The sequence below is a fragment of the Variovorax sp. HJSM1_2 genome (genome assembly GCF_049316285.1).
Classification (GTDB): Bacteria; Pseudomonadota; Gammaproteobacteria; order Burkholderiales; family Burkholderiaceae_C; genus Rhodoferax_B.
In genome coordinates, this window is record NZ_JBMOXA010000007.1 from 179,290 (window position 1) to 191,427 (window position 12,138).

13 protein-coding genes and 3 tRNA genes are annotated in these 12,138 nt (G+C 60.9%); 8 read left to right on the forward strand and 8 right to left on the reverse strand.

All coding sequences use genetic code 11. From position 1 onward, the window contains the following. The first annotated feature begins 101 nt into the window (after nt 1–101). Together ACFQ95_RS10260 and murI are read left to right on the forward strand one after the other, a co-directional pair. Nucleotides 102–1,655, forward strand: coding sequence for a fumarate hydratase (locus ACFQ95_RS10260; RefSeq protein WP_422830759.1), 1,554 nt, complete (start codon nt 102–104; stop codon nt 1,653–1,655). Then, the gene (gene murI, locus ACFQ95_RS10265; RefSeq protein ID WP_422830760.1) at nt 1,652–2,590 is read left to right on the forward strand and encodes a glutamate racemase; all 939 of its coding nucleotides are present in this window, start codon (nt 1,652–1,654) and stop codon (nt 2,588–2,590) included. The genes ACFQ95_RS10260 and murI overlap by 4 nt, the downstream gene beginning before the upstream one ends. A 155-nt stretch (nt 2,591–2,745) precedes the next feature. Here the strand turns inward: murI and ACFQ95_RS10270 are convergent, their stop codons facing one another. The 5 genes from ACFQ95_RS10270 to ACFQ95_RS10290 all read right to left on the reverse strand — a co-directional run bounded on the left by ACFQ95_RS10270 (nt 2,746) and on the right by ACFQ95_RS10290 (nt 5,124). After that, nucleotides 2,746–3,369: a DUF6806 family protein gene (locus tag ACFQ95_RS10270; protein WP_422830761.1), complete on the reverse strand. Its 624-nt coding sequence runs from the start codon at nt 3,367–3,369 to the stop codon at nt 2,746–2,748. 92 nt (nt 3,370–3,461) lie between these two features. Continuing rightward, nucleotides 3,462–3,554: transfer RNA gene (locus tag ACFQ95_RS10275), tRNA-Leu, on the reverse strand. Nucleotides 3,555–3,630: 76 nt separating this feature from the next. Then, nucleotides 3,631–3,704, reverse strand: a tRNA-Cys gene (locus tag ACFQ95_RS10280). A gap of 61 nt (nt 3,705–3,765) precedes the next feature. Beyond that, nucleotides 3,766–3,841: transfer RNA gene (locus ACFQ95_RS10285), tRNA-Gly, on the reverse strand. A 92-nt stretch (nt 3,842–3,933) separates the two neighbouring features. After that, nucleotides 3,934–5,124: a pyridoxal phosphate-dependent aminotransferase gene (locus ACFQ95_RS10290; protein ID WP_422830762.1), complete on the reverse strand. Its 1,191-nt coding sequence runs from the start codon at nt 5,122–5,124 to the stop codon at nt 3,934–3,936. Nucleotides 5,125–5,266: 142 nt separating this feature from the next. On the opposite strand from ACFQ95_RS10290, the gene ACFQ95_RS10295 reads away from it, so the two are divergent. Genes ACFQ95_RS10295 through ACFQ95_RS10305 form a run of 3 tightly spaced genes read left to right on the forward strand, consistent with a single transcriptional unit; the run spans nt 5,267 to nt 6,156 of the window. Further along, the gene (locus ACFQ95_RS10295) at nt 5,267–5,533 is read left to right on the forward strand and encodes a hypothetical protein (RefSeq protein WP_422830763.1); all 267 of its coding nucleotides are present in this window, start codon (nt 5,267–5,269) and stop codon (nt 5,531–5,533) included. 27 nt (nt 5,534–5,560) lie between these two features. After that, nucleotides 5,561–5,770 (forward strand): hypothetical protein, encoded by a 210-nt coding sequence (locus ACFQ95_RS10300; protein ID WP_422830764.1) that lies wholly within the window; start codon nt 5,561–5,563, stop codon nt 5,768–5,770. A gap of 11 nt (nt 5,771–5,781) precedes the next feature. Continuing rightward, nucleotides 5,782–6,156, forward strand: a complete 375-nt coding sequence (locus ACFQ95_RS10305; RefSeq protein WP_422830765.1) for an Hsp20/alpha crystallin family protein — start codon at nt 5,782–5,784, stop codon at nt 6,154–6,156. Nucleotides 6,157–6,240: 84 nt separating this feature from the next. Here the strand turns inward: ACFQ95_RS10305 and tsaD are convergent, their stop codons facing one another. From tsaD to ACFQ95_RS10320, 3 genes are all read right to left on the reverse strand, one after another. Next, a complete protein-coding gene (gene tsaD, locus ACFQ95_RS10310; protein ID WP_422830819.1) occupies nt 6,241–7,281 on the reverse strand; it encodes a tRNA (adenosine(37)-N6)-threonylcarbamoyltransferase complex transferase subunit TsaD in 1,041 nt (346 codons plus the stop codon). A 321-nt stretch (nt 7,282–7,602) separates the two neighbouring features. Next, entirely contained in the window at nt 7,603–8,124 is a 522-nt protein-coding gene (locus ACFQ95_RS10315) for a CHRD domain-containing protein (RefSeq protein WP_422830766.1), read from the reverse strand. Between the two features lie 138 nt (nt 8,125–8,262). Continuing rightward, a complete protein-coding gene (locus tag ACFQ95_RS10320; protein WP_422830767.1) occupies nt 8,263–8,733 on the reverse strand; it encodes an Lrp/AsnC family transcriptional regulator in 471 nt (156 codons plus the stop codon). A gap of 201 nt (nt 8,734–8,934) precedes the next feature. Here ACFQ95_RS10320 and ACFQ95_RS10325 point away from each other — a divergent pair, with 201 nt between their 5' ends. The 3 genes from ACFQ95_RS10325 (at nt 8,935) to ACFQ95_RS10335 (ending at nt 12,129) form a co-directional block, all read left to right on the forward strand. Further along, nucleotides 8,935–10,128, forward strand: coding sequence for an aromatic amino acid transaminase (locus tag ACFQ95_RS10325; RefSeq protein ID WP_422830820.1), 1,194 nt, complete (start codon nt 8,935–8,937; stop codon nt 10,126–10,128). Nucleotides 10,129–10,163: 35 nt separating this feature from the next. After that, on the forward strand, nt 10,164–10,562 hold the full coding sequence (locus ACFQ95_RS10330) for a RidA family protein (protein WP_422830768.1): 399 nt from the start codon (nt 10,164–10,166) through the stop codon (nt 10,560–10,562). Nucleotides 10,563–10,722: 160 nt separating this feature from the next. Continuing rightward, nucleotides 10,723–12,129, forward strand: coding sequence for an amino acid permease (locus tag ACFQ95_RS10335; protein ID WP_422830769.1), 1,407 nt, complete (start codon nt 10,723–10,725; stop codon nt 12,127–12,129). Nucleotides 12,130–12,138 lie beyond the last annotated feature (9 nt).

Below are 12,138 nucleotides of genomic sequence, written 5' to 3' on the forward strand. Positions count from 1 at the left end.
AGTGATTATGGCGCCCGGGCTCCCAGCCCGCTGACGCACGGCCGCCACACACGCGGCGATAATTGCAGGGTTTTCTATAACTACACACCCACGAGTGCGCCATGACCACCTTCATCAAGCAAGACGACCTGATTGAATCGGTAGCTGCTGCCCTGCAGTACATCAGCTACTACCACCCTGCCGACTACATCGCCCACCTGGCGCGTGCCTACGCGCGTGAGCAAAGCCCGGCGGCCAAGGATGCGATTGCACAAATCCTGACCAACAGCAAGATGAGCGCGACCGGCCAGCGCCCTATCTGCCAGGACACCGGCATCGTCAACGTGTTCCTGAAGGTGGGCATGGACGTGCGCTGGGAAGGTTTTACCGGCAGCCTGGACGACGCCATCAACGAAGGTGTGCGCCGCGGCTACAACCACCCCGACAACACGCTGCGCGCCTCGGTCGTGGCCGACCCGCACTTCGATCGCAAGAACACCAAGGACAACACGCCCGCCGTGATCTTCACCGAGATCGTGCCCGGCAACACGGTGGACATCACCGTCGCGGCCAAGGGCGGCGGCAGCGAGAACAAGAGCAAGATGGTCATGCTCAACCCCGGCGACAGCATCGTCGACTGGGTGCTGAAGACCGTGCCCACCATGGGCGCCGGCTGGTGCCCGCCCGGCATGCTGGGCATAGGCATTGGCGGCACCGCGGAAAAAGCCGTGTTGATGGCCAAGGAAAGCCTGATGGACGACCTGGACATGTACGAGTTGCAGGCCAAGAAGGCCTCCGGTGCCGAGCTGACCAAGGTCGAAGCCCTGCGCATCGAACTGTACGAAAAGGTCAACGCCCTGGGCATAGGCGCACAAGGCCTGGGCGGCCTGACCACGGTGCTGGACGTGAAGATCCAGATGTACCCGACCCACGCGGCCAGCAAACCTGTGGCCATGATCCCCAACTGCGCCGCCACGCGCCACGCCCACTTCGTGATGGACGGCAGCGGACCGGTCTACCTCGATCCGCCATCGTTGGACCTGTGGCCGCAGGTGAACTGGACGCCCGACTACAACAAGAGCAAAAAGGTCGACCTGAACACCTTGACCAAGGAAGAAGTGGCAAGCTGGAAACCCGGCGACACCCTGCTGCTGAACGGCAAGATGCTCACCGGCCGTGATGCCGCGCACAAACGCATCCAGGGCATGTTGGCCAAGGGTGAAAAGCTGCCGGTGGACTTCACCAACCGCGTGATCTACTACGTCGGCCCGGTGGACCCGGTGCGTGAAGAAGCCGTAGGCCCCGCAGGCCCGACCACGGCCACACGCATGGACGGCTTCACCGAGATGATGCTGGCCGAGACCGGCCTGATCTCGATGATTGGCAAGTCCGAGCGCGGCCCGGTCGCCATCGAAGCCATCAAGAAACACAAGAGCGCTTACCTGATGGCTGTGGGCGGCGCCGCCTACCTGGTGAGCAAGGCCATCAAGACCGCCAAGGTGGTGGGCTTTGCCGACCTCGGCATGGAAGCCATCTACGAGTTCGACGTGGTCGACATGCCCGTGACCGTGGCCGTGGATGCGGGTGGCACCAGCGCCCACATTACCGGCCCGGCCGAATGGGAAAAGCGCATCGCCACGGGTGAGTTCAAGGGCATTGAGGTGGCGGCTGCTTGAGTTCGGCCTCCGCATCGTCGAACAGCCCCGAGCGCTGCGGCGGGCTGCCCCAAGCATGCGAGCGCCCCCTCGGGGGGCCGCGCAGTACACGTAGTGACAAGCGTGGGGGCGAACCTGTAGGGGTCTTTGACAGCAGCATAGGCGGCCTGAGCGTTTTGCAAGCGCTGCAGGCCGCCCTGCCTTCTGAGCATTTTGTTTACCTGGACGACGCGGGCCACGCGCCTTATGGTGAGCGTGGTGAGGCCTACGTGATGGGCCGTGCACGCGCCATCACGGCTTATCTGCGCGAGGTGTTCGGCATCAAGGCTTTGGTGATTGCCTGCAACACGGCCACCATGGCGGCGGTGGCACAACTGCGTGCAGAGCATCCGGATTTGATCATCGTTGGTGTGGAGCCAGGGCTCAAACCAGCGGCGCTCGCAAGCAAGACCAAACGTGTGGGCGTCATCGGCACACGCGGCACCGTCACCAGCGCCAAGTTCGATGCGCTACAGCGCAGCCTGCAAGACCAGGCCGAGTTCATCGTTCAGCCGTGTGATGGTTTGGCGGATGCGATCAGCCGCAGCGTGCTCTCGCAAGACGAATCAAAAACCGTAGCGTTGTGCGCGCATTACATCAGCGCCATGGGCAGATTTGGCTCGAACCCTGGCGAAATCGACACGCTGGTGTTGGGCTGCACCCACTACATCTTTGCGCAAGTGCAGTTGCAGGCCTTGGTGGGGCCAGAGGTACAGATTTTGTCGACTGGCGAACCGGTTGCGCGGCGCACACGGCATTTGCTCGAAGCAAACCAAATGCTGGCGCCAGACGGGCCAGGCCGAGTGCAGTTGGTGACGAGCGGAGAAACGGCCGTGCTGCAGGCGGCAGCGCGACGTTGGTTAGATTTTCAGACGGAAGACGCGACACACTGGGCGACCTGCGCCGACCGGTTGTGAATAGCTGCGGCCGGGAAGGCTGTTGAAAAACGTAGCGAGGAAGGTTAGCTGCTAGGCGCACGGCGCGCAGGAACCGGAACGTACTTCAGGTACGTGAGGATTCCGAGCACCGGGCAACACCGCAGATGAGCTCCGCAGTAGTTTTTCGACAGCCTTTAGTGCAGGTGGCGTGGGCGGCGGCCACCACCATGGCCCGAACCACCACCAGGGCCGCGCGGCGGTTTGCCAATCTCCAGCGAGTTCACCAGCGCATCAAAGCGCTGCGAGAACAGCTTGTCGATCTCGGCCACCACACCACCCAACTCGGCGCCGTCGAAGTGGCGCTCCATCATGTTGATCACATCCTGCACCAGCAGGTCGCGCTGGGCCTGCATGATGGCGGCTGGATTCGGGCCGACAAAAAGCATCATGAAGTCGTCACGCGACTCGTCGTCGGGATTGGCCTCTTCTTCGTCAAAGTCGGCGTCGTAGAAGGTGACTTCTAGCGGAGCCCCCTGCGAGCTCAACTCGTTCAGGCTCATGCACATCTCGTCCAGCGCTTGTTTGAAGTCTTCATCACCCGGCACCGTCCAACACATTTGCAGCGTGTGGTCGGCAGTGTCGAACTTGATGCCCGGCTCTTCCTCGTATGCACTGCGCGCACCATCGGCCAGCGAACGCGCGCCAGCATATTTCCACAACGGTTTCAGCGCGTCCTGGATCTGGTCGAAGGTCACATCAGGGCGCAACTGGACTTGTCCGTGCACATGGATCTCAAAAGGGGCGTTATAGCGTGCCATGTTCGGATATTAGGCGCTTTTTGGAAAGATTTAGACGCGGCATCGGGCAATTCCTTCCGCAGCGTTTGCGAGACCAGCACAGGATCGACATTTGGTGCCTCGAGCCGGGGTCGAACCGGCACGCCCCCTCACGGGTAAGCGGCGGATTTTAAGTCCGCTGTGTCTACCAATTTCACCATCGAGGCAATGCCGAACCAAAGTCAGGTCATCGCGAAAAAACAGCCCCGGCAACACAAGGTGTCAGCGGGGCTGCTCAGTTTTTGGAGGCGCGAGCCGGAGTCGAACCGACCTACTCGGATTTGCAATCCGGTACATAACCGCTTTGTTATCGCGCCAAAATCTTTCTTCGAATCTCTGAATGAAAAAGGGAAGCTTGCGGCTTCCCTTTTTGGAATTTGGAGCGGGAAAAGAGTCTCGAACTCTCGACCTCAACCTTGGCAAGGTTGCGCTCTACCAACTGAGCTATTCCCGCGTTTCAAGCCTCAGATTATAGCATGTAAAAAAGCATTATCTGAAACCTCTTCGATTCAAACCGCAATCTGAATCTGCACTACAGCGAAAAATTTAACTTCTCCGCTGCAGGTTTTCGATTGTAGCCCACTTTTTCAGGCGTTCCACGCCCTCATGCAAGCGTTGTAAGTCTTTCGAAGCAAAGCACCAACGCAGCCAACCCTGGGCCTCGGGCGCGAAGGCGTTGCCGGGCGCCAGGCCTATGCCCGCTTCGGCCACAAGGCGCTTGGCCACATCCAGCGAATCATCAAAGCCGGCCATGCGGAAGAAGGCATACATGCCGCCTTTGGCCGATGCCACCTCTACCCCGGGCAGCGCCTGCAGCAGCGGCACCAGGGTGTCACGGCAAGCCTTCAAATGCGCCACCACACGCGACGTGACCTCGGCCGTGCGTTGCAGCGCCACGATGCCCGCGCGTTGTGTGAACACGCTGGCGCAAGAAGTGTTGAACTCGACCAGCTTGCCCATGTGCTGCGTCATGGCCGGCGGCATCACCAGCCAGCCCAGACGCCAGCCGGTCATCAAGAAACTTTTAGAAAAGCTCTGCACCACCACCAGCCGGTCTTCGGGCACGGTCACGTCCAGAAAGCTAGGCGCACAGGTGTTGGCAGTGGGTTCGTAATACAGGCGCTCGTACACCTCGTCGGCCAAAATCCAGGTGCCGGTTTTGCGGCAATGGGCCACGATGGTTTGCTGCTCTTCACGTGTCAGCGTCCAGCCCGTGGGATTGTTCGGCGCGTTGATGATCAACAACTTGGTTTGCGGGGTGATAGCCGCCAGCAGCACCGCCATGTCTAGCGACCAGGCGCCTTTGTCTGGGCCAGAGGCTAGAGGTTTTAATGGCACACAACGCAGCTTGGCGCCCATGATTAACGGCTGCGCCGTGAGGTTGGGCCACACCGGTGTGACGGCAACCACGTCGTCACCCGCATCGATCAGCATCTGCATCGCCAACATCAGCGCGTTCACACCGCCAGAGGTGATGGCGATGCGCTCGGCACCTATCGGGCCATGCAGGGGGCTCATGTAGGCTGACACGGCCTCACGCAGCTCCAGCAAGCCCAGGTTGTGCGAGTAGAAGGTTTCGCCGCTTTGCAAGGAATCGATGGCCGCCTGCCGGATGAACTCGGGTGTCACCTCGTCACTCTCGCCAAACCAGAACGGCAGCACGTCGCTGCGTCCCATGCCGGCATTGGCAACTTCACGGATCTTGGATTCTTCTAGATTCTGTATGGCTAGGCGCATGGCGATTTCGGGTCGATTGAGGAATGGGATGAGGCCAGCCCTCCATGCTAATGGAGGCCGACCCTCTACCCGCCAAAGATTAGCTTGAATCAACACAAGATCGCAGCGTACGATGCATGTCGCATAGCTTCAGGAGCCCACCATGCCTGCTGAGCCACAAAACCCGCGCCTTTTGCGTCGAGCCCTGCAGTCACTTGCGGCAAGCTTCTTGGGCTTGGCATTGACACTGGCCGGCCCCGCCGTGGCGGCCGAAGACAAGCCCAAAAGCAGTGCACAAACATCTAAGGAAAAAGTCGCCAAGCCCAAGTTCATAGACGACACCGGCGAAACCCCAAAGCAGCGCGACAAACGCCTGAGGCGTGAATGCAAGGGCCGCCCCAACGCCGGCGCCTGCGCGGGCTACACCTGAGCCGGCCTTCAACGTTGAACTGCACGCTTGAACTTCACGCCGGCGCGCGTGATTTTGGGGGGACTGGAAGGCGCCGGCGCAGCAGCCAAAGCTGGCGCAAATAGCGTCGCCGCAAGAGATTTCAAGACCGCACAGCGAAACAAAAACTTCGATGCAATTCCCTTGAATTGCCTGGGCACGCACCTAGTTATGGTGCATGCGGCGATCACTGTGAAAGCCGCGCAGTGTACCCACTAGGAGTTTCTGTCATGTTCCTCGCTTCTGCCTCTCCCGCCGCATTCCGTCGCTCTGCCCATCTGAACGCGCTGCGTTCGCTGGATCGTTTCCTCGACCAATCGCTGAGCCCCCAAAAAGCCACCAGCGTGAGCCAGGATGAGCAGGCCTACACCTTGTCGTTCGACGTGCCCGGCATCGCCAAGGACCAACTCACCATTGGCATTGAAGGCAGCATCGTGCGCATCGAAACCAAGGCCGACGCCCCACGTCAATACAAGGTGGCTTACGAATTACCGTTAGACATCGACACCGCCACCAGCGAAGCCAAGCTGGAACATGGTGTGTTGACCCTCAAGCTCGGCAAGAAAGTGCCGGTGAGCAACGTGTCCACGTTGTCGATCAACTAAACAACTTGGCACGCCCGGCGCGTGCATACAGGCCACACCCGAGCGATATGCTTGGGTGTGGCTTTTTTGTTTTCTTAAAAAAACCTAAGAGCCACTCGCCAAGGCGTCCAGGGGCCAGCGCGGCTTGACGTCAAACGCGTAGTCAAAGCTCGCTTCCTGTAAACCGGCCTGTAGGCGCATCGCGCCCGCCATGGCGATCATGGCGCCGTTGTCGGTGCACAGGTGCAGCTCGGGGTAGTGCACCCGCACACCGGCCTTGGCGCAGGCCGCATTCAACTGGCTGCGCAGCATGTGGTTGGCGCCCACACCACCGGCCACCACCAGGCGGCGCAAACCGGTTTCCTTCAGGGCCGCCATGGATTTCTTCAGCAGCACCTCGACAATCGCCGCCTGCGTGCTCGCAGCCAGGTCGGCACGCCGCGCATCCAATTGATCACCGAGCTTTTGCGCCTGCGTCATCACGGCGGTCTTCAGGCCGGCGAACGAGAAGTCAAGGTTGTGGCTGTGCAGCAGCGGGCGCGGCAGCTTGAAGGCGGCGCCATCACCCTGCTCGGCCAGCTTGGCCAAGGCCGGGCCGCCGGGGTAACCCAGGCCAAGCATCTTGGCGGATTTATCAAACGCTTCACCCGCCGCGTCGTCTATGGTTTCACCCAAGATGCTGTACTGCCCGACGCCGGTAACACGCATCAACTGCGTGTGGCCACCAGATACCAGCAAGGCAACGAACGGAAACTCAGGCGGGTCCGCACTCAAAAATGGCGAGAGCAAATGGCCCTCCAGATGATGCAGTCCCAGCACCGGCCGCCCCAGCGCAGCGCCCAGCGCACAGGCCACACCAGAGCCCACCAGCAAGGCACCGGCCAGGCCTGGGCCACGGGTGTAAGACACCACGTCGATATCGCCCAGCGTTTGACCGGCCTCGGCCAGCACCTGTGTGGTCAGCGGCAAGACGCGGCGAATATGGTCGCGGCTGGCCAACTCGGGCACCACGCCGCCATAGGCCTGGTGCATGGCGATCTGGCTGTGCAGCGCGTGCGACAACAGTTGCGGCACAGCCTGGCCTTCGGCGCGCACCAGCGCCACACCCGTTTCATCACACGAAGACTCAATACCCAATACCAGCACAGCAGCTCCCACCGAAAGAATGCGGGCAGTGTAGGCCATGGGCAATGTCAGCACACCGAGGCGGGCTGAAAACCGTTCATCGCCAAATCGACCGCAGAGGCAGACCAACCGTGCGGCAGCCACTACAAAAATCAAAGCACCCGATTGCTAACAGGTGATGCGGCATCAGGGCCGCTGCCCATTCCATAACGCCTCTGAATCAAGCCGCTCCCTGGGCACCAGGGCGACATGATCCTGACTGAGGCTCACGGCACGGGCCAGCGTTGAGCTTGGCGGCGGCCAGGAGTGTTTTCGTCAAACACAAACCATCTGACCAAACACCTACTGGCGCAGGATCAACTGCCCGCGCAGCTCGCCATTGGGGCGCAATGCCGTGTGGATGTTGACGTACCAGCGCCCCGCCAACAAGTCGGCGGCTTGTGCTGGCGTGAGTGTGGCGCTGCCTTCTACAGGGCTCTTGTAAGGGCCACGAATGGGCACCACGACCGCAGCGTTGACACCTTCTGCTGCAGGCCCATGGAAGTGCGCTGCGGTGGCCACGCCACTCAGGCTGCTGAACGTCAAGCGGTAGCGCAGCACGTTGGTGCTGCGGTTCAACACGGCATCGATCTGGCCCATGCCGTTGGTGCCCACGGGCGGCACTTCGGCGGCGCCGCTCAAAGGGGAACTGAAGGCGGCAAGCTCCGGTTGACGCTGTGGTGCCGTTGGCACGCTGGGCCGAGCGTCGGGCCCCGTCGCCGTGCCCAAGCCCAAGCTGCTACAGCCCGCCATCAACACCAACGTGCCACACGCCAACACCGGGCGCAGAGACGACAGCAAGAAGTTTTTAGAAGTGTGCAGCATAGAAACCAAGGAGATTCAGTGATGAAAGCAGATGGCCGGCTGGCCTTTGGTCACATGCTACCGCCGTGGCACACACCAAGCGGCACTCAGCTTGTAAAAGCATGTAGGCCCATGGCTTTTTCTACCCTAGGCCAAACACTATTCTGGAATCGGCAAGCCGCCAAACCCCTTGAACTCCTGCAGCGAAAAAAAGGTCTGCAACTGCTTAACCCCCGGCAGGCGATGCAGGCGCTTTTGCAGCAACTCCGAATACGCATCCAGGTCACGCGCCACCACCAGCAGCATGAAGTCGGCCGGACCTGAAATGCCGTGGAACAACACCACCTCGGGTATCGCGCGCACGGCCTCTTCAAAGGCACGCGATGACACCGCATCCTGGTGGTCAATGCCCACCATCACAAACGCATTCACGCCGTAGCCCAGCGCACGCCGGTCCAGCCGCGCCTGATAACCCTTGATCACACCAGCCTCTTCCAGGCGCTTGACCCGGCGCCAGCAGGGCGACTGCGACAAACCCGTCATCTGCGCCAACTCGGCGCTGGTCAGCCGCGCGTTGTCTTGCAGGGCCGTGAGCAATTGGCGGTCAATTTCATCGGTCTCAACACGCATAAATATTCCAATAAAAACAACATCAATAGAACATCAATCCAATAATGAATCACACCAAGGCAAACATGCAAGTATTTTGTAGATACAGCGCATAAATCGTGATAAAAATATGACATTGCGCGCCTTCCTGGCTTTGCAGGCTCGCGCAAGCCCACCCGTTCACCCCTGAAATTCACTGCCATGACCACGCCACACACCAACCTGTTTTCCCACGTGCCCGCCTACGCCGGCGACCCCATCCTGTCGCTGATGGAGTCCTTCCAGAAGGACGAGCGCACCAACAAGGTCAGCCTGAGCATCGGCATCTACTTCGACGACAACGGCAAGCTGCCCGTGATGGACGCAGTGCGCAAGGCCGAGTCGGCCATGCTGGCGGAAATCGGCCCACGCTCCTACCTGCCGATTGAAGGCATGGGCGACTACCGCGAAGCCGTGCAAAAGCTGGTGTTCGGTGCCGAGCACGAAGCCGTGAAGAGCGGCCGCATCGCCACCATGCAAAGCCTGGGCGGCTCGGGCGCGTTGAAGGTCGGTGCAGACTTTCTGCGCCAGTATTTCCCCGAAGCCGATGTCTGGGTCAGCGACCCGACCTGGGAAAACCACGTGGCCCTGTTTGAAGGCGCCGGCCTGAAGGTGCACACCTATCCTTATTACGACGCAGCCACCGGCGGCCTGCGTTTTGACGACATGCTGGCCACACTCGACCAACTGCCGCGCAACAGCGTGGTGCTGCTGCACGCGAGCTGCCACAACCCCACGGGTGTGGACCTGTCGCCCGCACAATGGCAGGCGCTGATCCCGGTGATACAGGCGCGTGGCCTGATCCCCTTTGTCGACATGGCCTACCAGGGTTTCGGCGATGGCCTGCGTGAAGACGCCTTTGCCCTGACCGCCCTGGCCGATGCCGGCATCCAGTTCTTCGTCGCCAACTCGTTCTCGAAAAACTTCTCGCTGTATGGCGAGCGTTGTGGCGGCTTGAGCGTGGTCTGCGCCGATGCCGCCGCCGCTGCCGTGGTGCTGGGCCAGTTGAAGGCCACCGTGCGCCGCAACTACTCCACGCCGCCCACACACGGTGGCCGCATCGTCACGCGTGTGCTCAAAGACCCGGCGCTGTTTGCCTCATGGGAGGCCGAGCTGGCCACCATGCGTGAGCGCATCAAGGCCATGCGGGCGCAATTGCACGCGGTGCTGAACGAGAAGTTCCAGGGCCGTCGCAACTTCGACTACTTCGTGCAGCAGCGCGGCATGTTCACCTACACCGGCTTGAACCCCGCACAAGTGGCGCGCCTGCGCGACGAACACGGCGTCTACCTGGTGGGTTCGGGCCGCATGTGTATGTCGGGTCTGACCACGGGCAACGTCGAATACGTGGCCCGCGCCGTGGCTTCGGTTCTGTAAACACGTCAACGATTCAACGCCAGCACGGAATCCACATGAAAGAAATCATCGACGTCGGCTTGCCTCCGCTCAACCAGCCCTTTTCATGGGCGGTCAAAGCCTCGATGCAGTCGTCCGGCCTGTTGTTCACTGCGCACGGTCCCGTGCGCCCCGACGGCAGCATCCACACCGGCGCCATTGACGAACAGGCGCGCATCACCTTCACCAATTTGCGCAACGCCGTGGTGGCGGCCGGTGGCAGCCTGCAAGACGTGACGCAAGTGTTGATCTACATGACCGACGTGCAAGACATGAAGGTCATCGACGCGGTCTACCGCGAATTCTTTGAAGCGCCCTACCCCAACCGCTCCAGCATGGGTGTGTCGGGCTTGGTGGTGCCAGGCATGAAGCTGGAGATCGTGGCCTACGCCGTGATCCCTGAGAAGAAAGCCTAAAACACAGACGGGCCAGTTGGTAGACCACCAACTGGCCCGTTTTGTTTCTATCCGTTCTCAATAGACAACTGCGCCCCCATCGGCGTAGCGGGCGGGCTATCGCCTGGCGTTTCTCTTTCCCAAAAGGCTTCGGCCAATAAATCTTTCACGAGGCAAAAACATGCGTGACTTCCAACACATCGCCGACCGCGAAAAAGGTCTGCAAAAACAACTCACCTCCGGCCAGATGGCGATGATCGCCATCGGCGGCGCCATCGGCACCGGCTTGTTTCTGGGCAGTGGTTTTGCCATTGGCCTGGCCGGCCCCAGCGTCTTAATCAGTTATGCGATTGGTGGCGTCATCGCGCTACTGCTGATGGGCTGCCTGGCCGAGATGACGGTGGCCCACCCCACATCTGGCTCGTTCGGCGCCTACGCCGAACACTACATCGCGCCCTGGGCCGGCTTTCTGGTGCGCTATGTCTATTGGGCTTGTGTGGTGCTGGCCGTGGGCACGGAAGTGACTGCCGTGGGCGTCTACATGGCCTACTGGTACCCGGACACTCCGCAGTGGATGTGGGTGGTGTTGTTCTCGGTGGCGCTGGTGGCCATCAACGCCATGAGTGTGAAGGCCTTTGGTGCCGTGGAGTACAGCTTTTCCATGGTGAAGATTGTGGCGATTGTGTTGTTCATCCTGATCGGCAGCTACGTGGTGTTTGGCACCCAGCCAGAAGGTGTGGGCTTCTTCAACTACTCGGCCGAAGGCGGCTTCTTTCCCAAGGGGGTTTGGGGCACGTGGGTGGCGGTGGTGGTGGCGATCTTCAGCTACATGAGCATAGAGACCATCGCCGTGGCCGCCGGTGAAGCCAAAGACCCGGAACGCGCGGTCGGCAGCGCCTTCCGCGCCACCATCCTGCGCCTGGTGTTGTTCTACATGGTGACGATTGCGCTGATGCTGGCCATCGTGCCGTGGAACGCCACCAGCGCCGGCAAGAGCCCGTTCGTCAAGGTGATGGAAATCATCGGCATCCCAGGCGCCGCCGCCGTGATCAACTTCGTGGTGCTGATTGCCGCGCTCTCCGCCATGAACAGCTTGCTGTACATCGCCACACGCATGATGTTCAGCCTGTCGCGCGCCGGCTTTGCACCGGCCGCCGTGGGTGAGGTCAGCCGCAACGGTGTGCCGATCAAGGCACTCGCCCTGTCATGCGTGGGTATTGCCATCGCCACCGTGCTGAGCGTGGTGGCGCCCGAGCAATCGTTCGGCCTGATGATGGCCTTGTCGATGTTCGGCGCCATCTTCACCTGGTTCATGATTTTTGTGACGCACTTCTTCTTCCGCCGCAGCTGGGTGGCCGAGGGCCGGGGCCCGCTGCGCTTTCGCATGTGGGGCTTTCCCTGGTTCACCTTGCTCGGCGCAGGGCTGATGCTGGCGGTGATGCTCACCACCTACTTCACGCCCATGTTCCGCCTCACGCTGCTGGTGGGGGCGCCGATTCTGGCGGTGCTGAGCCTGGTCTATGCGCTGTGGTACCGGCCGCGCCAGGTGAGCGCAAACACATCGCACTTAGTTGCCAAAAGCAATTAATTGATTGAC